The following is a 26,281-nucleotide window of genomic DNA, read 5'->3' as shown; positions in this document are numbered from 1 at the left end:
CCCTTTCGGGATGCCCCTCAGCCGTACGGTTCGAGCGTGCCTACCGCAGCGGGTCGCGCGCCACGGCCGGCCGGTGCGTCATGCCGAGCAGGACGCCGGCGACCAGCAGGATCAGGCCGAGCACGCCACAGATGATCGGGATGATCCGGCCGTACAGGGACAGTTCGTCCATGAAGTGCTTGGCGGTGGAGATCTGGGAGTTGACGGTCTTGTCGTCCATCACCAGGGTCGCCTTGAGGGCGGTCACCTCGGGCTTGGCGGCGTCGCGGGCGTAGAAGACGTTCAGCTGCTCCTGGCCCTTGACGATGGTGCCGGTCTGCGGCTCGATCCACACGTCGCGGGTGTTGCCGTAGAAGCGGTTCATCGTCACCAGGCCGTCACCCTCCACACCCCACTTGGAGGCGTCCACCGCGACCTTGTTGGTGGCGGAGTTGGCCACCTTCGACAGGTCGGTCACCGGGACCTCCTGGCGGAAGTGGTAGACCTTCAGGTCGTTGATCTGGGTTTCCTCGACGAACTTCATGTCGTAGGACTTGCGCACGTTGATGTCGAAGAACGGGTACGAGGTCTTCTCGGTGCCGATCGGGAACCGGTACTGCAGGCCGGTGTGGCGCACGGTCTCGGCGACGCTCTGGCCCTTGGTGTTCACCTGCAGCGCGATGGTGCCGTTGTCGTCGGCGTCGATCGGGAAGCCGGTCTTGCGGTCGATGGTGACGCGGTCGATGGTCGCGGTCAGCAGCCCGGTGTCGCCCTGGACGTCGATGCGGCGCAGTGTCTGACCGGCCTGCACGGTCATCGAGTCGGCGCCGGACGGGTCCTCGACGGTCAGGTAGCGCTGGGAGATCAGGTGCGCGTTGGTGTCGATCTTGACCGGGCCGTCGCCGGTGGTCAGCGACTTCGCGTCCATCACTTCGCTGGGAGTGTTCGGCGCGTTGGTCGCGATCGTCGTAATCTCCAGGTCCAGTGGGGTTTTCGCGAGCCGACCCACGGTATAGAAGGGGACCATGATCGCCGCCACGACGAGCAGTGCGCCCAGCCCGACGAGCAGGCAGGCCACCGTGGTGCGGGTGTTGGCACGCAGTGCCATACAGACTCTCCTCGTTTTCCGACAGCGCCGTTGCGCCCCGACACTAACAGCCCCGGTCGAAGGCAGCCGCCGGTGCGCCCGAAATCGCCTCGACCGCACCCGGCAGACTGGGCGGCGATGACCACCACCGCCACCGCCGCACCGCACAGTTCCGCGCCCCGGCCCGCCGCCGGCTCGGCGCGGGCTTTCGTGCCGGCGCTGGAGGGAATGCGCGGGTTGGCGGCCCTCGGAGTCGTCTTGACGCACACCGCCTTCCAGACCGGTGCCACCGCGACCCCCGTGCTGGGCCGGGTGTGGGAGCGGTTCGACATGGCGGTCGCGGTGTTCTTCGGCCTGTCCGGTTTCCTGCTGTGGCGTCCACACGCCGCCGCCGCGCGCGGGATCGGCACGCCGCCGCGCACCGGCCGCTATTTGCTGCACCGGGCCGCGCGGATCCTGCCCGCTTACTGGGTGGTGGTGTGTGCCGTGCTGATCCTGCTACCCGGCGCGGCACATTCGGCGGGCAAGACGGTGTGGCTGTCGAATCTGGCGCTGCTGCAGATCTATATCCCGTTGACACTCACCGACGGGCTCACCCAGATGTGGAGTCTCGCGGTCGAGGTCTCGTTCTATCTGGTGCTGCCGGTACTGGCGTTGCTGCTGTGCCGGCTGCGCGGGCCGCGGGCGCGCTGGCGGGCGCCGATCGTGCTGGGACTCGGTCTGGTGGCACTGGTGTGGAACTTCCTGCCGGTGCCCGCGCCCGGCGCGATCCACAGCGACAACTGGCTGCCGGGCTATCTGCCCTGGTTCGTGTCCGGCATGTCGATCGCCGAGCTGGCGGAGATCCCGGTGGTCGCGGGCCCGCAGCCGCGCTGGCGGCGGCTCGCCGCGAACCGCCGGTGGATGACCCTGCTGGCGGTGACCGCGTTCGCTCTGGCGGCGACCGATCTGGCCGGCCCGCCGGGACTGACCCGCGGCGCGCCGTGGCAGTACGCGGCGAAGATGGGCCTGGGCGCGCTGATCGGTTTCGGGCTGCTCGCGCCGCTCGTCCTCGGCCCCGGACCGCACCGTTGGCTATCGGGTCGGGTCGCGGCCGCGCTGGGCCGGTGGTCCTATGGCGTATTCCTGTGGCACTTGGCCGTTTTGGGCATCGTGTTCCCGGTGTTCGGCTGGTTGCCGTTCCAGGGCGAGTTCCCGACGGTGCTGGTGCTGACGGTGGGATTCACGTTGCCGTTGGCCGCGGCGGGGTACGCGCTGATCGAGGAACCGGTGCGGCACTGGGTGCGACAGCGGACCTGAGTCGATCCCTCTGGCTCTGCGCGTGGGGTGAGCGGTCCGCTGGTCTGCGTAGTGATCGTGCGTGTCGACGGACCGAGTACATCCAGTGGCACGTTGAGCACGGTCGACCCTGCGCCAGCGCCTCCGAGCCTCAATACGGCTGCACCCCGTGTGGTTACGCTTCCTCGCCGCTGTCGGCCTCAGCGCCGTCGGCCAGGCAGGCTGCCAGCCCCGTGGCCACGACCGCGATCAGTGCCGGGAGCTGCACCCAGATCGAACCGCCCAGGTAGCCGTCGGGCGAACGCCACGGTCCGGTGGACAGTGCCGCGGCCGCAACCGCAGCGAACACCCCGGCCACGATCGGAAGTACCCGGGCGGTGCGGTCCGGCCGCCACCACCCCGCAACCGCGCCCACCGCCGCCAACACGAGCCCGACCGGGCCCGAAACCACCAGTGCCGCAGCCGAAACCGCGACCGTGCCCCATGTTGGGGCCTGCCAGGTGCGGGGACCGGGACCAGGATCGACGTCCGGCGCGGACCGGCGCCGCCACGGAATCGCCAGCGCGAACAACGGCAACAACAGCAGCAGCCCGCCGAAGATGGCGATGCGATACCAGCGGTCGGCCGGGAACGAAACCGTGATCGGGCCGGTGGTCCCGGCCGGCACCACCCAGCCCTGCTGCCACCCGTCGACGACGATCGGGGTCAATGCGTGCCCGTCCGCGGTGGTCGCGCGCCAGCCCGCGTTCGTGCTCGACGGCAAGACCAGGACGCGGGTGCCGGCCGGCGCCGCGAGTGGTGCCGGTGCGGTGGGCCGGGTCAATTGCAGGCGGTCCACGGTGAACAGGTCGGTCGGGACGACGGTCACGTCGACGCGGCCGGTGGGCAGGTCGACGGGCGCGGCGTCGGCCGGGCAGACCGTGGCGGTGACGGGCGCACCCGAGAGCAGGTCGGCGTAGCTCGCCGTGACACTGGTGTGCACGACCCGCCCCGCCAGCGAGACCGTCGGACCGTGCGCGCAGTCGACGGTTACCGGCCGGTTCGGGTCGGCGGGGGCCGGATAGTCCGGGCCGAGGACCTCGATATCGGCCAGACCCGGCGGCTGATCCTGGGCGAAGCCGAGTGCGGTGCGGTCCAGCACCGGCTTCCACTCGGTGAGGCTCAGCTCGATCCGGTCGGTTTCGTACGGGTGCAACGGGATTCGTACGGTGGCACCGGCCGGTTCGGCTCGGTCGATCGGGCGGGTCTGCGGGCCGTCGCCGAGATTCACCGTCACCCAGGTGGGCCGGGCCGGCAGATCGCCCGCCGGGAGGGTCATCGCGATGCCGTCCACCTCGGTCTTCGCGGGCAGCTCGAGGGTGAGTGTCGGTGCGGGCCCGGTGCGATTGCGGACGGTGTCCTCGGGCGCGGTCCAGCTGGTGGCGGGGTCGCCGTCGGTGGCGGCGAAGGCGGATCCGCGCAGGTCGCCGACATCGGCCTGGCCGCGGGCGACGGGCCGCGCGGGATCGGTGAGCAGCGCCGCCAGACCGGGCCCGGGCCGGGTGCGGACGGTGAGGGCGGTGGTGACGGACGCGGGATCGGGCACCGTGAGGGTGCGTTCGAACTGGCCGGGCTCCTCGGCGGCCAGGGCCAAGCCCTTGCTGCAGCGGATGCGGTCCGGGGTGTCGAAACAGCCACTCCGGCCGGGGAATTCCTGCCCGAGATCCCAGCCGGCGACAGCGGTGCCGACCGGTGGCGGCGGCACGATCACCCGGTGCCGGATGTCCACGGCCACCGGGTCGTCTACGTTCGAATAGTCGTCGAGCGAGAGCTCGCTGATCCCGAATTGCCCACCCGCGGTGTCGTTCTCGGTCTGCGTGGCGGTGATCTTCACCCAGCCCGTGCGGCCCGGCGGCAGCGAAACCGACACCGGCACACCGGGTTCGGTGACGCGGGCGGCGGTGGTGCCGCCGCTGGTCCGGACCTCCATCCACTTCACCGGATCGCCCAGCGCGGCCGGGCTGGTGGTGACAGTCAGGATCCCGGCGTCGATCGGATGATCCAGGTCGAGCCGAAGCCATTGGCCCACAGCGTGTTCCCCGCTGGTGGACAGCCACGCGGTGGACGGATCACCGTCGACGACGGCCGCGGTGGAGCTCCCCGGCGAGCTCCCGCCCAGCTGGGTGGCGTCGGCGGCGGAGCTGGAAGCGGTGATCGTCGCACCCGACCAGGCCCCTTCCACGAGTGGCGCTCCCGGTACGGCGTAGTCGGGCAAGCGGTTTCGGGTCCGCCGCGGATCGGTCGGTGCGCGCAGTGCCGAGTTGTGATCGTCCACCTTGCCCACATCGCTCTCGCGGTCCATAGGGGTATCGGTCACCGTGACGCCGGGCAGGGAGGTCTGTACCGGGCTGGATGACGGTGTCTCCGCCGGGTTGTGCGGAGTAGCCGACCCCGGGGGTTGTCCGGGACCTGGAGACGCAGCCTGCCCCGGAACGGAGGAAGACGGTTGTCCGGGCGCAGTTTCCGGGTTCGTACCGCTCGGCGACGAAGTGTCCGGTAGCCCGGCGCGCGCGGCATCCGCGGCGAGCAACACCGGTCCCGATGGAGGTACGGGGGTGCTCGGCACGGCACCGGATTCACTGCGCCGCAAGCGTTCCAGCACCTCCGGACCACCCTGCACCACCGGCATCGAATCCAACGGAACGCTATACGCGCCCGGAAACCCTTGCGGCGCACCGGTTCCGCTGCGCAGCTCGGCCGGAGTGCCGGGGGCGGCCGCGTCCACCCGGTAGATCTGCACCGCCGGATAACCCGGCCGCAGATCACCGTCCGCCACGAAGCCCTCGATGTGCCGGGTCGAGGTCCGGTCCCCGAACTCGGCGACCTTGTGCAGCCCCGGCGACCCCTCGATCGCCGCATGCGCCAACAGCGGCCGGGCGGCGCGGGCCGTGTCGGGGTCGAGATCGTTGCGCAGCACCAGGATTCCGATGCCCTGCGCGATCAAGGTCGGGGCCAGGGCGGTGGACGGCCGGCCGTCGGCGATCAGGCGCTGGACCGAGTCCATGGCCCGGATGGTGCCCGGCGGGGTCAGCGGGATGGCGTCGCGGACCGCCCACGGGGTGCGGGCCAGGGCCTGCAGTGGTTCGTCGCGGGTGAGACCCCAGGTCTGGGAGCCGAACGGCGCGCCCGGCACGACGAGGGCGCGGGTGTCGGCGGCGTTGTGCGCGAGCCAGTCCGCGGTCTGCTGCCAGTAGCCGGGCACGGCCCGGTAGGCGCCGCTGGGCGCCAGCCGGCCGGTCCAGGCCAGCGACGACGCCAGGGTCAGCGCGGCCAGGATCAGCGCCGCGACCGCGACCCGGCGCTCCCGCTCGGGATGCGCGAAGGCGCTGCGCCACACCCGCATCGGCGCGGCGCCCGGCAGCGGGACCCGGCGCAGCAGATGCGCCAGGCCCAGCACCAACGGCAACCGGATCAACGGTTCCAGCTTGTGCACGTTGCGCAGCGGCGCGCCGCCGCTGTCGAGGAACGTCCGCACGGCGTCGGCGAAGGGCCCGCCCAGTGCCCCCGCATACCCGGCGCAGATACCGACCAGGCCGGTGAACAGGATCAAGGTCAGCCGGCCGCGGGCGGGCATCGAGCGGCTCGCCAGCCCGGCCAGCCCGGCGGCCGCGAGCAGGCCGGTGGCCAGCACCGCCGCGGGCTGGGTCACCAGCACCGCGCCCGCGATCCGTTCCGGCGAGACGAACGGCGTCCAGCTGTCGGTGCCGCGCAACACTTCGCCCAGCGACGCCCACTCGGTGGTGACGCCCGCGGATTCGATGTAGTCCAGGAACGGCGGACTCACCTTGCCCAGCAACAGCAACGGGACCACCCACCAGCAGGTGGCCAGGACCAGCAGCGGAATCCACGCCCGGGTGAACCGCCACCAGCGCCGGTTCGGCCGATAGCTGATCCACCACAGCGCGGCCGGCAGGAACGCCGCCGCGGTCGCGACCGCGTTCACCGCGCCCATCAGGGCGAGCGCGGCCGCGCTGCCCGCGGGCGAGTAGACGCCGTGCCGATCGTCGCGGCGGCGCGCGGTGACCGCGCCCAGCGCGACCGGCGCGAGAAGTACCCAGGGCGCCAGCATCATCGGCGCCGTCTCCGACGAGATCGAACCGAGCGTGGTCAGCACCCGCGGCGACAGCGCGTACGCCAGCGCCGCCACCACCCGCGAGCCGCGGTTGCCGATCCCGAGCAGTTCGGCGAGCCGCACCACGCCCCAGAATCCGGCGAGCAGCAGCAGCGCCCACCACACCCGCTGTGTCACCCACGCGGGGACGCCGAGCAGATGCCCGGCGGCGAAGAAGGTTCCGTGCGGGAAGAAGTAGCCGTAGGCCTGGTTCTGCACCTGACCCATCGGGGCCTGGCTGTTCCACAGGTGGGAGGCGCGGGCCAGGAAGCCCAGCGGGTTCTGCGCCAGATCGTATTTGGTGTCGGCGACGGTGTAGCCGGGTGCCTGCAGGAATGTCAGCAGGAAGGCGACGACGACGGAACCGAGGACCCAGCGACGGCCTAGCCGGTGGGTCGCAGGTGCGGGGTGACCGTCGAGGGGCTCAGCGGCTGCCGTACTCAACGTTGTTGAGCAGCGACGACGACGCGTCTCCGTTGTGCCCGATGTCGGGACGCGAGTCCTGTGCCGCGCCCATGGTGATCAGCCACACCGCGACCGCTCCGACCACGGCACCCGCGGCCGCGCTCACTGCACCGGGAACGGCGAACTTCATGGCTGTACTCCCCTGAGCTGGACGGTGGGCGTATCGCGAGTCAACCTACCGCATGCCTCGCCCGGCCACTGTTGTCCGGGCTCAGATCGCACAGTCGAGGGCACCGAGGAAGGTCCGGAGTTTGACCGTCGTTTCGGCCAGTTCGGACGCTGGATCGGAGGCGGCGACGATGCCGGCGCCGCCGTAGGCGCGCAGCGTGCGCTGGTCGGCGGCGAGTTCGGCGCACCGGATCGCCACCACCCATTCGCCGTCGCCGCGGTCGTCGCACCAGCCGACCGCGCCGCCGTAGAAGCCGCGGTCGCCTTCGAGTTCGCCGATGGTGTCGAGTGCTTCCCGGGTGGGTGTGCCGCAGACCGCCGGGGTGGGGTGCAGCAGCCGGGCCAGGTCGAGGGCGGTGGTGCCGGGGTCGCGCAGCCGGCCGCGGATCGGGGTGGCGAGATGCCAGACCTCGCGGGTGCTGATCAGTTCCGGCTCGGCGGGGATGTCGAGGTCGACGCAGATCGGGGTGAGCTGGGCGCGCACGGTGTCGACGAGGTAGGCGTGTTCCTCGCGGTTCTTGGTGCTGGCGAGCAGTTCTCGCGCGCGGGCGGTGTCGGTGGCCGGATCGGGATGGCGGGCCGTGGTGCCGGCGAGCGGGCGCAGGGCGACTTGGTCGCCGTGCCGGGTGACCAGGACTTCCGGGGTGGCCCCGATCAGGGTGGCGCCGGCGCGGCCGGCGGGTGTGAGGTCGACGGCGAAGACGTTGGCGGCGGGATGCCGGACCAGCAGCGCCGCGGCGATCACCTCGGGGTCGAGCGGTTCGGCGGCTTCGGCCAGTACCGAGCGGGCCGCGACCACCTTGCGCACGGGATGCGCCGGATCGGCCAGCAGGTCGACGAGTTTCGCCACCCGGGCCTGGTATTCGCCGGTGGCGGGCAGTTCGGAGACGACACGGACGGCGGGCAGGGGCGGGACGGCGGCCGGCCGCCAGGGCCCGGCGGTGTGGTTGGCGTGGGCGGGGGCGGTGAGTGCGGCCGGGCAGCGCGGGTCGAACGGCAGGGCGCCGACGATCAATGCCGCGGTGCCGTCTCGCAGTGCGGCCGCGGCTCGGTCGGGGTCGGCGAAGGTGTGCCGGGTTCCGGTTGCTCGTAGCACGTTCCGAGTCTGTGCGAGCAGAAAACCGTCCATTTCGCCGACTGTAGTCCGCTACGCGTCGGGCTCTTTGCAGGGAGGGACCAGCAGGACCGGGCGATGGCAGTGCTTGAGCACGGCTTCCGCGACGCTGGCGTGCACGAGTGCGCGCAGTCCGGTGGCGCCGCGGGTGCCGGCCACGATGATGTCGGCGTCGAGGTCGTCGGCGACGTCGACGATGGTGTTCCAGATGGTGGAATCGCATTCTTCGATCCGGGCCTGAGCATTCAGTCCGGCGAGCCGGGCCAGCCGCACTCCTTCCTCGTTGGTGTACTCGGCGTCGGAGTGGGCGATGTCGACGTACTCCTCCTCGGGCAGCCATTCGGTCTGGGTGAGGCCGGAGATGCCGGACAGCCGGGCGGCCTGCCGGGCCATCGGCTCCCACACGGTCAGCACGACGGCGCGTCGGGGGGTGAGAATTCGGCCGGCGTAGGTAATGGCGCGCTTCGCGTTTTCCGATCCGTCATAGGCGATGAGCATCGTGTCGCAAGGCATATTCGGAGAATACTCGCGCGGGTTATCGGTGGTGAGATTTACCGTGCCGACCGGACGGTCTCTGTACGGTTCGTCCGGGATCGATATTTCTTCATCGAATTTGCTGTGTCGCAACATATTTCGATCGGACTGCGAAGTGTGTGCGACCGACCCAGTCGTTCATGACAATTCGCGCGCGATTCACCGGATCCAGTGCTTACGATACTTCTGCCCGGCTTCACTGGATCGACCGGAGAACCGGCATTCGTCAGCACTGCCGGACGGTCCCGATGTTCGAGCGAGGTGTATTCATGCGGTTGGAAAGTCTTGCAACGCCCCAAGATTGGGCTGGTGCCTATCGTTCGCTGTTCGGCCTGCCGCACGTCCGGGTCACCTCACCGGGTTTCGTGGTACTACCACTGGTGGATTCGATCGGCGCCGTCAATACCCCGGAACCGTTGGGGGCCTTGATACTCGACGAACTCACCGCCCGCGGCATCCCCGGCCCGGTGCTGGTCCGCGACCGCCCGCCGCGCCGCACCTTCCTCGCCGTCTACGACGGAAGCCCCGACCGCGACCGCCTCAGCGAACTGGAACGCAACGGCGTCGACATCGGTGCCTACCGCAGCAATGTCATCCTGCCCACCGGATTCGGCCGCCACACCCACGAGGGCCGCTGGTGGGCCCATCCCCCCGGCCGCGACGAATCCCTCCCCCTGCTCTCGGAGATCCTGGACATCGCGGTGAAGGCGCGCGACATAGCGCCCCGCAGATGAAACGAGGCGGTGCCATAGTGTTTCGCACTACGGCACCGCCTCGGCCGGTTCTTACCGCTCGACGATCGCCACGACGCCCTGGCCGCCCGCGGCGCAGATGGACACCAGGGCCCGGCCGCCGCCGTTCTCGGCCAGCTGCTTGGCGACCTGGGCGATGATCCGGCCACCGGTGGCGGCGAACGGGTGCCCGGCGGCCAGCGAGGAGCCGTTGATGTTCAGCTTGCTGCGGTCGATCGGGCCCAGGGCGCCGTCGAGGCCCAGCCGCTCCTTGCAGTACTGGTCGGACTCCCACGCCTGCAGGGTGCACAGCACCACGGAGGCGAACGCCTCGTGGATCTCGTACATGTCGAAGTCCTGCAGGGTGAGGCCGTTGCGGGCCAGCATGCGCGGCACGGCGTAGGTGGGCGCCATGAGCAGGCCGTCGGGGCCGTGGATGTAGTCGACCGCGGCGACCTCGCTGTCGATCAGGTAGGCCAGCGGGGTGAGGTTGTGGTCGGCGGCCCACTCGTCGGTGGACAGCAGCACCGCGGACGCGCCGTCGGTGAGCGGGGTGGAGTTACCGGCGGTCATGGTGGCGTCGCCGGCCTTCACGCCGAACACCGGCTTCAGGGTGGCGAGCTTCTCGACGGTCGAGCCGGGACGCAGGTTGTCGTCGCGGGTCAGGCCCAGGAAGGGGGTGATCAGGTCGTCGAAGAAGCCGCGGTCGTAGGCGGCGGCCATGTTCCGGTGCGACTGGTAGGCGAGCTCGTCCTGCGCGTCGCGGGCGATGCCGAATTCCTTGGCGGTGATGGCGGCCGACTCGCCCATGGACAGGCCGGTGCGCGGCTCGGCGTTGGCCGGCGCGTAGATGCCCAGCATGGACGGGCGCAGCTGGCCGATCAGCTTGACGTAGTCCTTGTTGGACTTGGCCTGGTTGGCCTTGAGCAGCCACCGGCGCAGCGGCTCGCTGACCCCGATCGGCGCGTCGGAGGTGGTGTCGGTGCCGCCGCCGATGCCGGAGTCGAAGCGGCCCAGCGCGATACCGTCGGCCACGGTCTGGATGGCCTGCAGGCCGGTGCCGCAGGCCAGCTGCAGGTCGTGTGCGGGTGTGTAGTGCGACAGCTCGCTGCCCAGCACCGATTCGCGGATCATGCCGTGCTCGCCGACCCGCTTGAGCACGGCGCCGCCGACGACCATGCCGAGCCGCTCGCCCTGCAGGCCGAACCGGCTGACCAGCCCGTTCAGCGTGGCGGTGAACATGTCCTGGTTGGAGGCCTGGGCGTAGCGGCCGTTGGACCGGGCGAAGGGGATGCGGTTGCCGCCCAGGATCGCGACCGGGCGCGTCTGCTTGGTCACACGTGCATCGATAGTCACAGTTGCTGTCTCCATGTCTCGGGTCCGTTGGCGGAAACTCCGCCCGCGGTCGGCTCGGAAGTGCCGGGTCCGTGTCGGTCGCCGGTTTACATTAAACTTACTCCGGAGTAAGTTGGTTGTCGATACCGGGACCCGGTGACATGCCCATGTGGCATCACACGACTGACGCGAGAAAAGGGAGTAGCTGTGGCGGCCAAGAGTAAGGGTGCACCCAACCTCTACGGATCGTTCATCAACTCGGCGCCGGGCGCGTTCCTGGCCGGCAAGCTGGGGTTGCCGCAGCCGGAGACGCTGCGCCGCTACCGTGCGGGCGAGCCCGCCCTGCCCGGGCCGGTGCTACTCGGCGGCAAGGGCCGGGTGTCGGGCGCGATCCGCGGCCTGCTCGGCGACTACACCTTCGAGGACGACATCACGCCAGGCGTGAAGTACGGCGCCCTGGTGTTCGACGCCACCGCCCTGTCCTCGATCGACGACCTGGCCCAGCTGTTCGAGTTCTTCCAGCCGGCCATGCGCTCGATCGCCGCCTCCGGCCGCGTGCTGGTCATCGGCACCACCCCGGAGCTCACCGCGGGCGTCGACGAGCAGATCGCCCAGCGCGCACTCGAGGGCTTCACCCGCAGCGTCGGCAAGGAGCTGCTGCGCGGCGCCACCTGCAACCTGGTCTACCTGCACCCGGACGCACTGTCCGCGGCCACCGGTCTCGAATCCACCCTGCGCTTCCTGTTGTCGGCCAAGTCCGCGTTCGTCGACGGCCAGGTCTTCCGGGTCGGCGCCGCCGACAACGCCGCCGCCGGCATCGACTGGAACCAGCCGCTGGCCGGCAAGGTCGCCGTCGTCACCGGTGCCGCCCGCGGTATCGGCGCCACCATCGCCGAGGTCTTCGCCCGCGACGGCGCCAAGGTCATCGTCGCCGACATCCCGGCCGCCGGGGAGGCGCTGTCCGAGACCGCCAACAAGGTCGGCGGCGTGGCCCTCGCGGTCGACGTCACCGCGCCCGACGCCGCGGAGAAGATCGCCGAGTTCGCGCAGGAGCGCTTCGGTGGCCTCGACATCGTCGTCCACAACGCCGGCATCACCCGCGACAAGCTGCTCGCCAACATGGACGCCGGCCGCTGGAACTCGGTGCTGAACGTGAATCTCGCTGCCCCGCACCGCATCACCACCAAACTGGTGGAGCTGGGTGTGCTGAAGGACGGTGGTCGCGTGATCGACGTCTCCTCGATCGCCGGTATCGCCGGTAACCGCGGCCAGACCAACTACGGCGCCTCCAAGGCCGGTGTCATCGGCATGGTGAACGCCGAGGCCCCGAAGCTGGCCGAGCACGGCGTCACCATCAACGCCGTCGCCCCCGGTTTCATCGAGACCGCGATGACCGCCGCCATCCCGCTCGGTACCCGCGAGGCCGGCCGGCTGCTGTCCTCGCTGCTGCAGGGCGGCCAGACCGTCGACGTCGCCGAGACCATCGCGTACTTCGCGAGCCCGGCCTCGAACGCGGTCAGCGGCAACACGATCCGTGTCTGTGGCCAGGCCCTGATCGGCGCGTGATGAGTCGTACCGTGACCCTGACCGAGCCGAACCTCGGCCGTACCTACCTGCGGGCCGCGCTCGGTGCGCTCCCGCTGCCCGGTCTGGCCGATCGCGGCTCCGACCTGCCCGACCGGGCGGCGGAGCTGAACGGCCTGAAGGTCGACGTCGGCAACCTGGCCGCCTACTGCGACGCCACCGGGCTGCGCTTCGGCGACCAGCTGCCGCTGACCTACCCGTTCACGCTCACCTTCCCGCTGGTGATGGAACTCATGGTGGCGCGGGACTTCCCGTTCACCGCCATGGGTTCGGTGCACGTCGAGAACGTGATCGAACGGTTCCGGGAGATCTCGGTCGCCGAACCGCTCGACCTGACCGCGCGGATCGAGAACCTGCGTGAGCACCCGAAGGGCCTGCTGGTCGATGCGATCAGCGAGGTCCGGGTCGGCCGGGAACTGGTGTGGCGCCAGACCTCCACCTTCCTGCACCAGCAGCGCACCTCGCTGTCGGGTGGCCCGAAGCCCGAACCCAAGCCCGCGGAGGAGCCCCCGGCGCCGCTGCGCAAGGTGAAGGTCGACCAGGCCCGGATCCACCGCTACGCGGCGGCTTCCGGCGATCGCAACCCGATCCACATGTCGTCGATCGCCGCCAAGGCGTTCGGTTTCCCGCGCGCCATCGCGCACGGCATGTGGTCCTCGGCGGCGGTGCTGCAGGTGCTCGAGGGCCGGATCCCGGCGGCGGCAACCTATTCGGTGCGCTTCGGCAAGCCGATCCTGCTGCCGGCCTCGGTCAATGTCTACGCGGATGCCGTTCCGGGCGGATGGGACGTTTCGGTCCTGGATGCCAAGAAAGGCTTCCCGCACCTGACCGCCACGCTACGTTAGGCTTCGGCCGTAGTTCGGCTGTAAGACGCTGAGCCGCACCAACTTCGACATCCCGGATCGGACCGCAGGGGGTTCCGACGCGGGAGGGGGACCGAAGCTGGTGCGGCTCAGCGTATTTCCGGATGGGTCAGTTGCAGTTGCAGTCGCACCCGTCGCAGCAGCAGTCGCAGTCACAGTCGCAACAGTCACCGTCGCAACAGTCGCCGCAGCCGCAACCGCCACCCCCGTCGCCACCGCCGGAATCTCCGCAGCCCTGGCAGCAATCGCAACAGTCACAGCAATCCAAGCGATCCCAGCACCGCGCGATGATCGCCCGCTTGCGTCCGCCGTGGCACGGGTCGTCGTGACTGTGACAGCACGCGTAACCCGTGCAGTACTGGGTGCAGACGATCCCTGTCGCCCCGCCGCAGTCGGGCGGCGCGGGCGGCCCGTCGAAGCCACCACCGTCCGTGAACGGCGGCGGAATCTCGTACGGCTGCTGCTGACTCGGCCACGGCTGCTGCGCATTCGGGTCACCGCCGAACGGCGGCGGAATGTGATAAGGCTGCTGCTGATTCGGCCCGAACCCGGGATCAGGTTGCGGGCCATAGGGTCCCGGCCCGCCCGGGTACTGTCCGTCGAGTCCGCGCGACTGCGCGCCCGGCGCACGGAACTGCTCGTCCAGCGCGCCCAGCGCGACCGGGTACCCCAGCAGGGCCGCGGTCCGACCTGCATCGGTCCCCGTCGGCAGCGTCCGCCCGCTCGACCCGCACCCGCACGCGTGCCGCGCTGTGTCGCAGGCGGTTCCGGCGATCCGGCCGATCCGCCGGATCGCGCTGCGCAGCGGATCCAGCAGCAGCCAGCGCACTTCGGCCCGGTCCGCCAGCCCGGCCCGCCGCAGCCCGTGCCCGACCGCGGACTGTGATTCGCGCAGCAGCGAGTACGCCTGTTCCGGGCTGGTCCCGGTCGCGGTCAACGGATTGAACCGCCCGCGGCGCCGATCCTCCGCCAGGTCCTCGAGTGCGTCGGCGAGGTGTGCGATCCGCCCGAAATGCCATCCGGCCTCCCGCAACGGGGCCACGTTCTCCGGCCGCCCGGCGAGAACCGCACTGTGCGCGAACAATTCGGCCGCACAGACCTGGCTCGCCCGGGTCAGTGCCGCCAGCGACTCGGCGATCCGTTCGCCCTCGACATGCGAGACCTGAAGTCCGGCTGCGTGATTCGCGGGTGAAGTCGCGCGGTCCGGAGCCGGAGTCGCCGTGCGGTGATTCGCCGTCGGGGGCGCGGCGGATCCCGCACGCGCGATCGCGCGGTGCGGTCCGCGACCCTGGGGACGATTGTGGACAACTTCGGAACCCGCTCCGGCCGAGACCGATTCCTCGACCCGCGCCTGCGCCGAGATCGCCGCGATCAGCGGTTCGATGTCCAGTCCGATCTCCGCGGCCCCGTTGCGGGCGTGCGTGAACCAGCGCTTCGACATCGCATTCAGCGGCCGCGCGCGGCCGAAGCCGGCCTCACCGTCCTCGACGCGGTCCGCGACCTTGGCCGCGCCCAACAGTAGGGATGCGGTAGCGGCCAGCCGCACACCGGGGGAGCCGGCGGCCGCCACCTCGGCCCGTCGCATGCCGCGCAACGGGCAGGGGCCGGCCGCGGTCCGGCGGGCGCTGCGGGGCTGCTGGGCCTCGGTCAGCATGGTCAGCACGACGGCGTCGGTGTTGGTCGCGGCCCGGGCCAGCTGACCGTGGCCGTCCCGCAATCCCAGGCAGAGTCCGCACAGCTGCGCGAACCACTCCTGTCCGTCGATTCCGTAGCGGGCCGCGCCGTGCGAACACGGCCGCAAAAGTCCGAACATGGGTTCCCTCCCGAACCGAACCCGGTTCGCACACAGACAGTCTCCGGCACCCTGCCAGGGCCGGGCCGGTCCGCGCAACCGGGAAAGGGGAAGGGTCAGGAGGCGGTTTCGGGGTCCGGTTTCTTCTTGCCGGACAGGCCGCGCCAGGCGAGATTGTCCAGCAGGTCGACGGCCTGCGCCACGTCGACGGAACCGGACGCGATGTGGTCGGCGATCGCCTCGCCGGCGCCGATCACCGCGACCGAGACCAGGTTGTAGTCGGTGCCGGGGTCGGCGTATTTCGCGCTCGACTCCAGCAGCGCCGCGGTCAGTTCGATGACCCGGTCGCGGCTGCCGGCGATCTCACCGGAGAACGCCTGCTGCCCGAGCGCCTGCCGGTACAGCACCTGCCACGACAGCCGGTGCTCGTCGACGTAGGACAGGAATGCCTCCAGCGCGGCCCGCAGCTGTTCGTGCGGGGTCAGTGCCGGGTTCCCGGCTACCGCGACGGCCTCCAGGAACCGGGCGCTCTCCCGCTGGATGCTGGCCCGGAACAGTTCGTCCTTCGAGCCGTAGTACAGGTACAGCATCGGTTTGGAGATCTTGGCCTCGGCGGCGATCGCGTCCATCGAGGTGTCGTGGTATCCCTTGCGGGAGAACACCTCGACCGCGGCGTCCAACATCTGCTGCTCACGGACGGCGCGGGGAAGTCGCTTCGTTCCGCCTGCCATGCACACTCCTCGCCGGTTCGAAACTTACATCTTACTCCAAGGTAAGTTTCGAACCGAGACACTCGGAGGATCCGGTCGCGGCAGTCCGGAAATCCGCAGTTCAGGGCGCGGTCGCCGCCGGCGGGCGGACCGGCCCCGTACTCAGCATCGCGGCGCGATGCCCTTGAAGGTGGCCACGCGCAGCACCGAGGCATCGACCTGCGCCTGCGGCAGTTTACCGGACTGCACCTCACCGACCAGATGATCCAGCACCGCGGACAGCTGGTCGGTGCTGATCCACAGGGCTTCGTCGGCCCCCGCCTCCAAGGCGGTGGCGACCGCGTCTGAGATGTCCATCCGGTTGGTGATGGCCGCCATTCCGGACAGGTCGTCGGTGAAGATCACCCCGTCGAACGGCTGCGCGCCGTACCCGGTGCCCTCCCGCAGCAACTGCATGGCCTGCGGGCTGATACTGGCCGGCACCCCGGGCGAGGTCAGGCCCGGAACGTCGAGGTGCCCGACCATGACGGCCGAGCCCGAGCCGACCAGATTCCGGAACGGAACCAGATCCACCTGCTGCAGCTGATCCAGCGGCGGCGTCTGCACCGCGCCGGTGTGCGAGTCGCCCGATCCGTGCCCGTGCCCGGGGAAGTGCTTGATCACCGTGCCCACGCCCGCGTCGTGCAGCGCGCGGATGAAGGCACCCGCATACGTGGTGACCACCTCGGGGTCGCTGGAGAAGGACCGGTCGCCGATCACGCTGTCGTCGGGCTGATCACTCACATCGGTGTCGGGCGCGAAGTCGACGGTGATCCCCAGGTCCCTGAGTTTCTTGGCCCGGGCCAGGCTCTGGTTGTAGAACTCGTCGGGCGACATGGTCTGCGCGATCACCCGGGCCGACGGTTGCGATCCGATCAGGTTCGCCACCCGCGACACCCGGCCGCCCTCCTCGTCGATGGTGACCATGACCGGCACCTTCGCGGCGCCCTGCACGTCGGTGAGCCCGCCCGACAACAGGGTCTGATCGGTCCAGCTCCCGATGAAGATCCCGCCGACCTGCTCGTTCCGCACGACGTTCAGCGCATCGGTCTCGCCCTTGACCCCGACGGTGAGCAGCTGCGCCAGCTTCTGCCGCAGCGTGAACTGCCCGAGATACCGCCCGTCGCAGTCCTGCGGTCCGCTCGACGCCGGCGTGGCCTCGCTTCCCGGCGCCACGCTCGTCTGCGTCGAGACCGCCGGGCTGGGCGCCGACGTCGAGGTGCCCCCGCTCGAACAGGCGGCCGCCCCGACCGCCACCACTGCCAACACGACCCCGCGAATCATGCGCATGCCGAAACGCTACCCGCACCGGATTCGGTGGATACCCCCGCCCGGCACTGCCGCCGCACCGGCGGCATCGCCCGACCCCGCCGCCCGGGAAACGACGGTGGCCCACCCGGTATCAGGGTGGGCCACAACCATTTTCGCGTGCTACTGACCCGGCAGCTCGTTGTGGCCGCCGAAGCCCTTGCGCATGGCGGACAGCACCTTGTTGGCATACAGGTCCTCGTCACGGGACGCGAAGCGCTCGAACAGGGCCGAGGCGAGCACCGGGACCGGGACGCCCTCGTCGATCGCGGCCTGGATGGTCCAGCGGCCCTCACCCGAGTCGGAGACGCGGCCGCCGAAATCCTTCAGGTCGGGGTCGGCGAACAGCTGCTGGGCGGTGAGGTCGAGCAGCCAGGACGCCACCACCGAACCACGCCGCCACACCTCGGTGACCTCGGGGATGTCGATGTCGTACTGGTAGTACTCGGGATTCTCCAGCGGGGCGACCTCGGCGGAGTGCTCGTCGTCGCTCGCCTTGCCGATGTTGGCCTTGTGCAGGATGTTCATACCCTCGGCGTAGGCGGCCATCGCGCCGTACTCGATGCCGTTGTGCACCATCTTCACGAAGTGGCCGGCACCGGCCGGGCCACAGTGCAGCCAGCCCTGCTCGGCGGGGCTCGGCGCCCCGGTCCGGCCGGGGGTGCGCGGGGCGGCGTCGACACCGGGGGCGATCGACTTCAGCAGCGGCTCGAGGTAGCCGACCTGCTCCTTCTCGCCGCCGATCATGAGGCAGTAGCCGCGGTCCAGCCCCCACACGCCGCCGGAGGTACCGATGTCGAGGTAGTGGATGCCCTTGGGCGCCAAGGCCTTCGCCCGCTCGATGTCCTCGTGGTAGCGGCTGTTGCCACCGTCGATGATGATGTCGCCCGGTTCCAGCAGGGCCGCGACCTGGTCGATGACCGCCCCGGTGGAGCCGGCGGGAATCATCACCCACACGATGCGCGGCTTCTCCAACAGCGCGACGAAATGCGGGAAGTCGGTGGCACCGGAGAAACCGTCACCCAGTTCCTCGCTCATCTTCGCGATCTCTTCAGGGTGTCGCGAGAAGCCGACAGCGTCGTGGCCGTCGCGCACGATACGGCGCACGATGTTGGCGCCCATCCGGCCGAGCCCGATCATTCCCAGCTGCATGTCACATCTCCTCAGCCATTTTTCGGTAACGCTTGCATATCGGCGCCTGGCCGATGTAACACCGGAAACGGCGTCCCGATAAGACGGTTGGCTCCGTGCTGTTGCCAGACCCCCGACCCGGCAACAGTGCGGAGCCGTTCGCATTCTCGCACCCGGGCGCGCCCGCGGGCCGGGCGGTCACAGCGGGGTGCGCATCAGGACCGTGTTGTATTGGTTGTGCATGGTCAGCGCGAAGTACAGGCTGTTCCCGGTCTGGTACGGGTAGATCATCGGCGCGTACGCGGTCGGGAGACTGTGGGCGTCGATCAGCACCCGCGGCGCGTCCCACGGACCCTCCGGCGCGGGTGCGGTACGCATCACGACCGAATCGAACGGGTCGGTGGTGAGCATGACGTACTGGTGCAGGTAGTCGTTCCACATCACCGACAGCTCGCCCACACCACCGACGATCGGCGCGGCCGCATCGGCCTTGCCGGGCACCCACTTGCCGCCGTCCCAGTACTCGTAGGCGTCGATGTTCGCGATGTCGCCCTCGGGCACCCGGGCGACGAAACCGGCGTTGTTGCGGCCGCCCGGCGTCCCGTAGCGGTACACGTAGCCGCCGGACTTCAGGAACGCGGCCTGCTGGAAGTTCTGGAACCCGTTCTCGTTGGCGCGCCGGGTGGCCGGCAGCTGCACCCAGCTGCGTCCCCCGTCACCGGAGACGGCGAGCGTGGAGAAGTTGGTGTCCCAGTGCCCGTCCGGACCCCAGTCCTGCACCGACATCATGCTCATGTACTGGGCGCCGTTGGCCGCGATACCGGCGGTCGGGATGAAACTGATCTCGATGCCCGGGATCTTCGGGCTGGGCAGCGGATTGTCGATGAATCCGGTGTAGTTGATCCCGCCGCTGGGGTCGGCGCCGGCCGGGCTGGTGAACAGCACGTTCGACCGCCAGGCCCAGATGCTGCCGGCCAGGAAGTTCGGCAGGCCCAGGCCGGCGGTGTCGCCGTAGGCGGTCAGCATCTGCCCCTGGCCGTTGTCCCACATGATGCCGAGGTCGGTGCCGAGCACGTTCTGCTGCTCGGTGTGGTTCGTCGAACCCATGCCGGTGAGCTGCGAGACCGCCACCGTCGGCCCGGGCAGGTTGGGCAGCCCGGCGATGCCGTTGAGGACTGGGATCGGGTTGATGTTGTTCGGGTCGGCGCCGGCGGGTGTGCTGCCGAGCAGCAACAGTGCTGCGGCGGTGCAGCATCCGGTCAGAGTTGCCAGTGGTCGCACGTGCGATTCCTTCCAGTGCGGCGCCCGCGAAAAGGCCCTGCCGGTTTCGCACAGCCAGGCGCTGGGTATCGGATCGAAGCATGCACATCGTTCCCCGGCTCGCCGCACCTCGCAACGCTTGCGGTCGGTGTGGCGGGAAAACCGCAAGGACAACGCGGCGGGGTTGCGCATATACGACAGGGTTGGCGTCGATACGCAACAGCGGCCCTGCCGCCGGAAGATCCGGTGGCAGGGCCGCTGTCGATGTGCCGGGTCAGGCTCAGAACGCGGCCTCGTCCAGCTCCATGATGTCGTTGTCCAGGTTGGCGAGCACGGCCTTGGTGGCGGTCAGCTCGGGCAGGACGTTGCGGGCGAAGAACTGCGCCACCGCGACCTTGCCGGTGTAGAAGTCCTTGTCCGCACCCTGCGCGCCGTTGTCCAGCGCGGCCAGGGCGACCTCGGCCTGGTTCAGCAGCATCCAGCCGACCATCAGGTCACCGACGGCCATCAGGAAGCGCACGGCACCCAGGCCGACCTTGTACAGCTCCTTCGGCTCCTCCTGCGCACCCATGAGGTGCCCGGTGAGGGTGGCCGCCATGCCCTGGATGTCCTCGAGGGCGGTGTTCAGCAGCACCCGCTCGTTCTTGAGCGCGGAGTTGCCGTTCTCGGCGCCGATGAACTTCTGGATCTGGCCGGCCACGTGCGCCAGGGCCACACCGCGGTCGCGAGCGATCTTGCGGAAGAAGAAGTCCTGCGACTGGATGGCGGTGGTGCCCTCGTACAGGGAGTCGATCTTCGCGTCGCGGATGTACTGCTCGATCGGGTAGTCCTGCAGGAAGCCGGAGCCACCGAAGGTCTGCAGCGAGTCGGTCAGGTACTGGTAGGCCCGCTCGGAACCGACACCCTTGACGATCGGCAGCAGCAGGTCGTTGACGCGGAACGCGGTGTCGGCGTCGGCGCCGGAGACCTGCTCGGCGAGGGCGGCGTCCTGATGGGCGGCGGTGTACAGGTACACCGCGCGCAGGCCCTCGGCGTAGGCCTTCTGCATCATCAGCGCGCGGCGCACGTCCGGGTGGTGGGTGATGGTGACGCGCGGGGCGGCCTTGTCGGCCATCTGGGTCAGGTCGGCGCCCTGGACGCGGGTCTTGGCGTAGTCCAGCGCGTTCAGGTAACCGGTGGACAGGGTGCCGATGGCCTTGGTGCCGACCATCATTCGCGCGTTCTCGATGACGTCGAACATCTGCGCGATGCCGTTGTGCACCTCGCCGACCAGCCAGCCCTTGGCGGGGATGCCGTGGCCACCGAAGGTGACCTCACAGGTGGCGGAGACCTTCAGGCCCATCTTGTGCTCGACGCCGGTGACGAAGACACCGTTCTTCTCGCCGAAGGTCTGGGTCTCGAAGTCGAAGTGGCGGTCCGGCACGTAGAACAGCGACAGACCCTTGGTGCCCGGGCCGGCGCCCTCGGGGCGGGCCAGCACCAGGTGCATGGTGTTCTCGAACAGGTCGTCGTACACGGCCGAGGTGATGAAGCGCTTCACACCCTCGATGTGCCAGGTGCCGTCCTCCTGCTTGATGGCCTTGGTGCGGCCGGCGCCGACGTCGGAACCCGCGTCGGGCTCGGTGAGCACCATGGTGGAGCCCCAGTTGCGCTCGGAGATGACCTCCGCCCACTTCTTCTGCTCGTCGGTGCCGTTGTTCCAGAACACCTGGCTGAAGGGCGCGCCGGCGGAGTACATGGCGACGGCCGGGTTGGAGCCCAGGACCATCTCGCTCAGTGCCCAGGCCAGCGCCTTGGGGGCGTTGAGGCCGCCGAGGGCCTCGTTGTTGGCGATCTTGGCCCAGCCGCCCTCTTCGTAGGCGCGGTAGGACTTCTTGAACGCCTCGGGGATCTTGATGGTGTGGGTCTCGGGGTCGAAGACCGGCGGGTTGCGGTCGGCCTCGGCGAAGGAGTCGGCGATCGGGCCCTCGGCGAGGCGGCGGACCTCGGCCAGCATCTCCTTGGCGGTGTCGGTGTCCAGGTCGCCGAAGGCGCCGGCGTCGAGGAGCTTGTCCAGGCCGAGCACCTCGAAGAGGTTGAACTCGAGGTCGCGGACGTTGCTCTTGTAGTGGCCCATGGTGATCGCTCACTCTCCATTGAGTCGGGGTGCGGTCGGTACGGAAACCGTTCCCGCCCTGTGTGCCGTCTCCTGTTCGTGAGGGACCCTCAGGTTCCTACTCGCAGGTAACTTACGCTGTATATTACTTACGAGTAATGGACGGTGTCCACGCCTGGACCTGCGGATGTGATGAGAAAAACACCACACTCCGAACCGGTTTCCCGGCGCCGGGAGCTTGGTAGGCGATCGCACCGCGCCGCGTCGGCGACAGTGAGCCGTACCGACCCGCGTTACCGTGAGCCGGTGCAACTCGACACTGCGGCCGGACCTGCGGAAACGGATCTGCGCAAGCCGCGCGGGGCCCGCTTCCTGCTGATCCTCACCCACGGCGCGGGCGGTGGCGTGGACGCTCGCGACCTGCTCACCGTGCGCGATGCCGCGCTGGAACTCGGCGGTGCGGTGGCGCTGGTGACGCAGCCCTATCGGGTCGCGGGCCGCCGGGCGCCGGGCTCGGTACCCGCCCAGGACGCCGCCTGGCTCGAGGTCGTCGCGGCACTGCGCAAGAAGGTGCGCACCGGCCCGCTGCTCGTCGGCGGTCGCAGCAACGGCGCCCGCCTCGCCTGCCGCACCGCGGTGCAGGCCGGAGCGAAAGGTGTCGTGGCCCTGTCGTTTCCACTGCACCCGCCGGGCAAGCCGGAACGGTCCCGGCGCGACGAACTCCTGGCGGCCCGCCCGGTCGAGGTGCTGGTCGTCAACGGTGCCCGCGACCCGTTCGGCATCCCGGATCCCGCCGACGCCGCCGAGGTCGTGGTGATCCCCGGCCAGCCGCACTCCTACCGCGCCGGCTTCGATCAGATCGCCGCGGCGGTAACACCCTGGCTCACCCGCTGGTCCGCGAAGTAGTGGTGACCATTCCCCGGTCAGTCCTGCGTGCGGGTCGCGACCACCAGGGCATCGATGGCGTCGCGGCCCTCGGTCGGGCGCAGGATGCGCTCGGCCTTGTCGATCCGCACCGGCACCCCCGACGCCTCCAGGTCGGCGACCACGCCCTCGGGCGTGAACAGGATGTCGGGGTCCTGCGGGCCGCCGAAACCCTCGTCGATATTGGTGCGGTCGTGGCCGAGGACCACCAGCGTGCCGTCGAGCGACAGCCGCCGGGCGCAACCGGCCAGCATCATTCGGCGCTGCGCGGCGGGAAAGTGCAAGTAGGACACCAGGATCAGTTCGAAGTGGCCGCCGATGTCGGCGTCGTCGAGATCGGTGACGTCGGCGCACTGCCAGGTCATCCGGTTGCGGACCGAGCGGGACAGCCGGGCCGCGACCGTGCGTGCCTTGTCGATCCCGACCTGGGCGAAGTCCACACCGTGCACCTGCCAGCCGTGGGTGGCCAGCCACAGCGCGTGCCGGCCCTCGCCACAGCCCAGGTCCAGGGCGCGCGGATGCTCGGGCACGCTGCCGTCGGGGTCGGGATGGGGCTGGCGGCGTTCCAGCCCGAACACCTGCTCGACGACCGTCGCGTTCGGTGGCGCGCCCCATACCAATTCGGTACCCGCATACCGGGCATTCCAGTCGGCAGCGTCCATGGGTTCAGTCTATGGTTCGGGGCAGTGACACCCCCGAGCCGGTTCGGGGCGCATCCACGCCGGGATCGGCCGCCAACTGTGGCCTGGGTCGCACATCGGCAGGTAGCCTTGGCCGCGCTGTCGAGACCGAAAGAGGATCTGTTGAAGAAATCGCTGATCGCGGGCCTGCTCGCCGTGGCCGCCTGCACCGCTCCGCTGCTGAGCGGCTGTAGTTCCTCGTCCAGCTCGCAGCCGACCATCACCCAGGCGGACCTGTCGAAGTCGCTACAGGACGGTGGGATCAAGCAGCCGGCCCTGGCCGACTGCTTCGCCAAGATGTTCATCGACGCGGGTATCTCGCAGGACGGCCTGCGCCTGCTGGTCAAGCCGCACGACCCGTCCGCGTCCGGTATGCCCGCGGACATCTCCGGCTTGAGCCAGGACGACCAGGCCAAGCTGCAGGGTGCCAGCCAGAAGGCCCCGGACTGCCTGAAGGTCGGCTGATCCGGCGCGGGGCGCTCCACCGCGCCCCGCATCGGAGCGGCTATTTGTCGGCGACCAGGACGCCGCCCACCGCGTAGTGATCGGCGGGGTAGTCCTGGACCCAGACGTGCACCTTGTCGGCGGGGGCCTTGGTGGCGTCCACGACGGCGTCGGTGACGCGGCGGACCAGGTCGCGGGTGACCTCGGGGTCCTTGGGCAGCTGCTGGATGATGATGTTCGGCATCGTCGTGCTCCTGTATCTCACTGTCGCCGTATCGGTTTCGGCGACCTGTGCACCAGTTCACCGCAGATCGCGGCCGTGATCGAGAACCAAACGGTGGCCCGCAGCGATCACGAATCGTGATCGATAGCGGCCAGGAGGGCGGGCAGTCCGGCGGCGGGGCGGCCGCGACGTACGACGAGCGAGGTCGGCAGGGTGAGGGCCGCGCCCGCGATCGGCCGGAACACGATCCGGCCCACGGCCAGCCGGACCGCGTGCGCGGCGTAGGCGACGGTCCAGCTGGTGTCGGTGCCGATCAGGGCCAGGGTTTCCGGCAGTGCCCCGGCGCTGCGGCCCGGCACCGGCTCGAATCCGGCGGCCTGGCAGGCGTTCAGCACCAGATCGACCAGCGCGGGATTCTCCCGTCGGTCGACCAGCCGCAGGGGATGGGCGGCCAGCTCGGCGAGCGGGATCGCGTCGCGGGCCGCCAGCGGGTGCTTCGCCGACAGCGCGACCACCAGCGGCTCGTCCCACAGCGGAATCCGTTGCAGCTCAGGGTGATCCGTCATATTGCGCACAAACGCCGCATCCAGCTGCCCGGACCGCACCTGCTCGATCCGTTCGCGGGCGGGCACGGCCACCAGGTCCACGGTGAACTGTTGCGGCAGCTGTTCCAGGATCCGGTCGAGGTGGTCGCCGAGCCCGCCGCAGGTGCCCAGCCGCAGCGTGGTGGCCGGGAGCAGGTCGGCGACGCTGGCCCGAGCCCGTGCGGCCGCGGCCAGCACCTCGCGGGCGGCGGGCAGGAACCGGGCGCCCGCGGCAGTGAGCGTCACGCTGCGTGAAGTCCGTTGGAACAGTTCGATTCCCAGCTCTCGTTCCAGCCGCCGCACCTGCTGGCTGACCGCCGACTGCACGATGTGCAGCCGTTGCGCCGCCCGCCCGAAGTGCAGTTCCTCGGCGACGGTGACGAAGTAGCTCAGCTGGTGCAGCTCCATGGGCATGCCCCCCAGATTGGCACTACGCCGTTTCGGCCATTTTGTCGGTGCCGGTGGTTATTGTCTTGGGGCATGACGGCGGTATCTGCTACGTCCGGTCAGGATCCCACCACGGTGGATCCGATCATGGTTGCCATCAGCGACGCGATCGTCGCCGGTCGTCGCGGCGAACTCGAACAGGCTCGGCACCGGCTGGCCGAGCTGTGGGACGAGGTCGGCGCCGAGGGCGATCCGCTCCACCGCTGCACCATCGGCCACTATCTCGCCGACCTCTTCGGCGACGACCCGGCCGAGGCCCTGAACTGGGACGTCCGCGCCCTGGAAGCCGCCGACGGCCTCACCGACGAGCGCACCCAGCGTCACCACGAAACCCTCTCGGTAGCCGGCTTCTACCCCTCCCTCCACCTCAACGTCGCCGACAACTTCCGCCGCATCGGCTCCTTCGCCGCCGCCCACCGCCACCTGACCGCCGCCCGCGAACGCTTGGCAGCCCTGTCGGCGGACAACTACGCCCACACGGTCGCGACCGGTATCGAGAACGTGGCAGCGGCCCTCGCGCTCGGTTCGACCGACCGGCTACCGAGCCACTGAGATCGCTCGGTTCGCACTCAGGCGGGTGCGGCCCAGGTCGGACCGGCCGCATGTGCGGCCTCGCCGAGTCGCTTGTCCGGATAGAGCATCGGTAACGCTCTCCGTCACGCAGCTCGCGCAGAGCCGTACGCACCCGGCTCGACTCGATTCGTCGCCGAAGGTCGGCCAGGAGTCCTCTTGCCATGGCGGCCCGGATCCGGGGAGGGTCGGGACGGTGGTTTCGGTAGTCATGCATCAATACCTGCCCTGAACGATCGGGGGCCGGACGAAGTTACGTACGGCCGCACGAGCGGGGCGTGGTTTCGGACCGCTGCGACGGCCGGGGAATTCGCGTACTGCCGCGGACGGTGTGCGTCGCGGTTCGCGGTGCGGTGTGGCGGGCGGTGCGTATCGGCCCATGCGGCGCCGCCCCCTGCCGGTCGTGGCCTTCTCGGTCGTGAACTCGGCAACTGTCCTGGCCACGGCGGTGGACGGTGGTCGGCGCGGTCCGGTAGCCGGTCGGCGCGGTGTCGACCGGGCTGGGAGGGCCGATCCACCGGCTGGATCGCACGAGCTCCCGTCGGTTGTGCCGATCGAGCCGCTCGATGTCGATGGCGACAGCCGGGGTACCGGGCGTTCCGCGATCGAAACAGGCGGAGGCGAGCGAGGAAATGGTCGACGGAACTGCCGATCGCGACGGTCAGCGCGAGGAGGTGTACGGCACTCATGTCCAATGAGTATCAAGAGAATCCGTCTATGGCAATACTGAGCCCAGGTTCTATAGATATATAGACCGAAGCGTCCGGTTTGGGTGAGTTTTGATGA

22 protein-coding genes are annotated in these 26,281 nt (G+C 69.8%); 7 read left to right on the top strand and 15 right to left on the bottom strand.

Annotated elements, in window-relative coordinates:
- Positions 1-40: 40 nt before the first annotated feature.
- The gene (locus tag EBN03_RS05665) at positions 41-1,087 is read right to left on the bottom strand and encodes a DUF3068 domain-containing protein (protein ID WP_122186879.1); all 1,047 of its coding nucleotides are present in this window, start codon (positions 1,085-1,087) and stop codon (positions 41-43) included.
- Between the two features lie 117 nt (positions 1,088-1,204).
- Between EBN03_RS05665 and EBN03_RS05660 the strand changes: the two genes are divergently transcribed.
- Positions 1,205-2,365 (top strand): acyltransferase family protein, encoded by a 1,161-nt coding sequence (locus EBN03_RS05660; protein WP_122186878.1) that lies wholly within the window; start codon positions 1,205-1,207, stop codon positions 2,363-2,365.
- 154 nt (positions 2,366-2,519) lie between these two features.
- Here EBN03_RS05660 and EBN03_RS05655 read toward each other — a convergent pair whose 3' ends face one another.
- From EBN03_RS05655 to EBN03_RS05640, 4 genes are all read right to left on the bottom strand, one after another.
- The gene (locus tag EBN03_RS05655; protein WP_122186877.1) at positions 2,520-6,938 is read right to left on the bottom strand and encodes an alpha-(1->3)-arabinofuranosyltransferase domain-containing protein; all 4,419 of its coding nucleotides are present in this window, start codon (positions 6,936-6,938) and stop codon (positions 2,520-2,522) included.
- Positions 6,919-7,089 carry a DUF2613 domain-containing protein gene (locus tag EBN03_RS05650; RefSeq protein ID WP_122186876.1) on the bottom strand — a complete coding sequence of 57 codons (171 nt, stop codon included), beginning with the start codon at positions 7,087-7,089 and terminating at the stop codon, positions 6,919-6,921. The genes EBN03_RS05655 and EBN03_RS05650 overlap by 20 nt, the downstream gene beginning before the upstream one ends.
- A gap of 81 nt (positions 7,090-7,170) precedes the next feature.
- Positions 7,171-8,256: an isochorismate synthase gene (locus EBN03_RS05645; RefSeq protein ID WP_122186875.1), complete on the bottom strand. Its 1,086-nt coding sequence runs from the start codon at positions 8,254-8,256 to the stop codon at positions 7,171-7,173.
- A gap of 18 nt (positions 8,257-8,274) precedes the next feature.
- A complete protein-coding gene (locus tag EBN03_RS05640; protein ID WP_122187308.1) occupies positions 8,275-8,754 on the bottom strand; it encodes a universal stress protein in 480 nt (159 codons plus the stop codon).
- A gap of 290 nt (positions 8,755-9,044) precedes the next feature.
- Here EBN03_RS05640 and EBN03_RS05635 point away from each other — a divergent pair, with 290 nt between their 5' ends.
- A complete protein-coding gene (locus EBN03_RS05635; protein WP_147471472.1) occupies positions 9,045-9,509 on the top strand; it encodes a hypothetical protein in 465 nt (154 codons plus the stop codon).
- A gap of 51 nt (positions 9,510-9,560) precedes the next feature.
- On the opposite strand, the gene EBN03_RS05630 is transcribed toward EBN03_RS05635, so the two are convergent.
- Positions 9,561-10,877 carry an acetyl-CoA C-acetyltransferase gene (locus EBN03_RS05630; protein WP_122186873.1) on the bottom strand — a complete coding sequence of 439 codons (1,317 nt, stop codon included), beginning with the start codon at positions 10,875-10,877 and terminating at the stop codon, positions 9,561-9,563.
- Between the two features lie 171 nt (positions 10,878-11,048).
- Here EBN03_RS05630 and EBN03_RS05625 point away from each other — a divergent pair, with 171 nt between their 5' ends.
- Together EBN03_RS05625 and EBN03_RS05620 are read left to right on the top strand one after the other, a co-directional pair.
- Entirely contained in the window at positions 11,049-12,407 is a 1,359-nt protein-coding gene (locus EBN03_RS05625) for a 3-oxoacyl-ACP reductase (protein ID WP_122186872.1), read from the top strand.
- Positions 12,407-13,270 (top strand): MaoC family dehydratase, encoded by an 864-nt coding sequence (locus EBN03_RS05620; RefSeq protein WP_122186871.1) that lies wholly within the window; start codon positions 12,407-12,409, stop codon positions 13,268-13,270. The genes EBN03_RS05625 and EBN03_RS05620 overlap by 1 nt, the downstream gene beginning before the upstream one ends.
- Positions 13,271-13,397: 127 nt before the next feature.
- On the opposite strand, the gene EBN03_RS05615 is transcribed toward EBN03_RS05620, so the two are convergent.
- The 6 genes from EBN03_RS05615 to EBN03_RS05590 all read right to left on the bottom strand — a co-directional run bounded on the left by EBN03_RS05615 (position 13,398) and on the right by EBN03_RS05590 (position 21,644).
- The gene (locus EBN03_RS05615; RefSeq protein WP_122186870.1) at positions 13,398-15,101 is read right to left on the bottom strand and encodes a DUF5685 family protein; all 1,704 of its coding nucleotides are present in this window, start codon (positions 15,099-15,101) and stop codon (positions 13,398-13,400) included.
- A 95-nt stretch (positions 15,102-15,196) separates the two neighbouring features.
- Entirely contained in the window at positions 15,197-15,811 is a 615-nt protein-coding gene (locus EBN03_RS05610) for a TetR/AcrR family transcriptional regulator (protein ID WP_122186869.1), read from the bottom strand.
- Between the two features lie 141 nt (positions 15,812-15,952).
- Complete coding sequence (locus EBN03_RS05605) at positions 15,953-17,119, bottom strand: glycoside hydrolase family 3 N-terminal domain-containing protein (RefSeq protein WP_122186868.1); 1,167 nt, start codon at positions 17,117-17,119, stop codon at positions 15,953-15,955.
- A 141-nt stretch (positions 17,120-17,260) separates the two neighbouring features.
- A complete protein-coding gene (gnd, locus tag EBN03_RS05600) occupies positions 17,261-18,289 on the bottom strand; it encodes a phosphogluconate dehydrogenase (NAD(+)-dependent, decarboxylating) (protein WP_122186867.1) in 1,029 nt (342 codons plus the stop codon).
- A 177-nt stretch (positions 18,290-18,466) separates the two neighbouring features.
- On the bottom strand, positions 18,467-19,549 hold the full coding sequence (locus tag EBN03_RS05595; protein WP_407671086.1) for a DUF4185 domain-containing protein: 1,083 nt from the start codon (positions 19,547-19,549) through the stop codon (positions 18,467-18,469).
- Positions 19,550-19,808: 259 nt separating this feature from the next.
- Complete coding sequence (locus EBN03_RS05590) at positions 19,809-21,644, bottom strand: acyl-CoA dehydrogenase (protein WP_122186865.1); 1,836 nt, start codon at positions 21,642-21,644, stop codon at positions 19,809-19,811.
- A gap of 285 nt (positions 21,645-21,929) precedes the next feature.
- On the opposite strand from EBN03_RS05590, the gene EBN03_RS05585 reads away from it, so the two are divergent.
- Complete coding sequence (locus tag EBN03_RS05585; protein WP_122186864.1) at positions 21,930-22,529, top strand: alpha/beta hydrolase family protein; 600 nt, start codon at positions 21,930-21,932, stop codon at positions 22,527-22,529.
- A gap of 17 nt (positions 22,530-22,546) precedes the next feature.
- Here the strand turns inward: EBN03_RS05585 and EBN03_RS05580 are convergent, their stop codons facing one another.
- Positions 22,547-23,209 carry a class I SAM-dependent methyltransferase gene (locus EBN03_RS05580; protein ID WP_122186863.1) on the bottom strand — a complete coding sequence of 221 codons (663 nt, stop codon included), beginning with the start codon at positions 23,207-23,209 and terminating at the stop codon, positions 22,547-22,549.
- A 141-nt stretch (positions 23,210-23,350) separates the two neighbouring features.
- Here EBN03_RS05580 and EBN03_RS05575 point away from each other — a divergent pair, with 141 nt between their 5' ends.
- Positions 23,351-23,692, top strand: coding sequence for a hypothetical protein (locus tag EBN03_RS05575; RefSeq protein WP_233608188.1), 342 nt, complete (start codon positions 23,351-23,353; stop codon positions 23,690-23,692).
- Positions 23,693-23,732: 40 nt separating this feature from the next.
- Here EBN03_RS05575 and EBN03_RS05570 read toward each other — a convergent pair whose 3' ends face one another.
- Entirely contained in the window at positions 23,733-23,915 is a 183-nt protein-coding gene (locus EBN03_RS05570) for a tautomerase family protein (protein ID WP_122186862.1), read from the bottom strand.
- Positions 23,916-24,022: 107 nt separating this feature from the next.
- Positions 24,023-24,892 carry a LysR family transcriptional regulator gene (locus EBN03_RS05565; RefSeq protein WP_199742627.1) on the bottom strand — a complete coding sequence of 290 codons (870 nt, stop codon included), beginning with the start codon at positions 24,890-24,892 and terminating at the stop codon, positions 24,023-24,025.
- Positions 24,893-24,958: 66 nt separating this feature from the next.
- Between EBN03_RS05565 and EBN03_RS05560 the strand changes: the two genes are divergently transcribed.
- Positions 24,959-25,477, top strand: a complete 519-nt coding sequence (locus EBN03_RS05560; RefSeq protein ID WP_122186860.1) for a hypothetical protein — start codon at positions 24,959-24,961, stop codon at positions 25,475-25,477.
- Positions 25,478-26,281: the final 804 nt, after the last annotated feature.

The organism is Nocardia stercoris (genome assembly GCF_003696265.1).
Taxonomy (GTDB): Bacteria; Actinomycetota; Actinomycetes; order Mycobacteriales; family Mycobacteriaceae; genus Nocardia; species Nocardia stercoris.
Note: the sequence above shows the minus strand (reverse complement) of the source record. Positions and strands in the feature narration are given on the sequence as shown.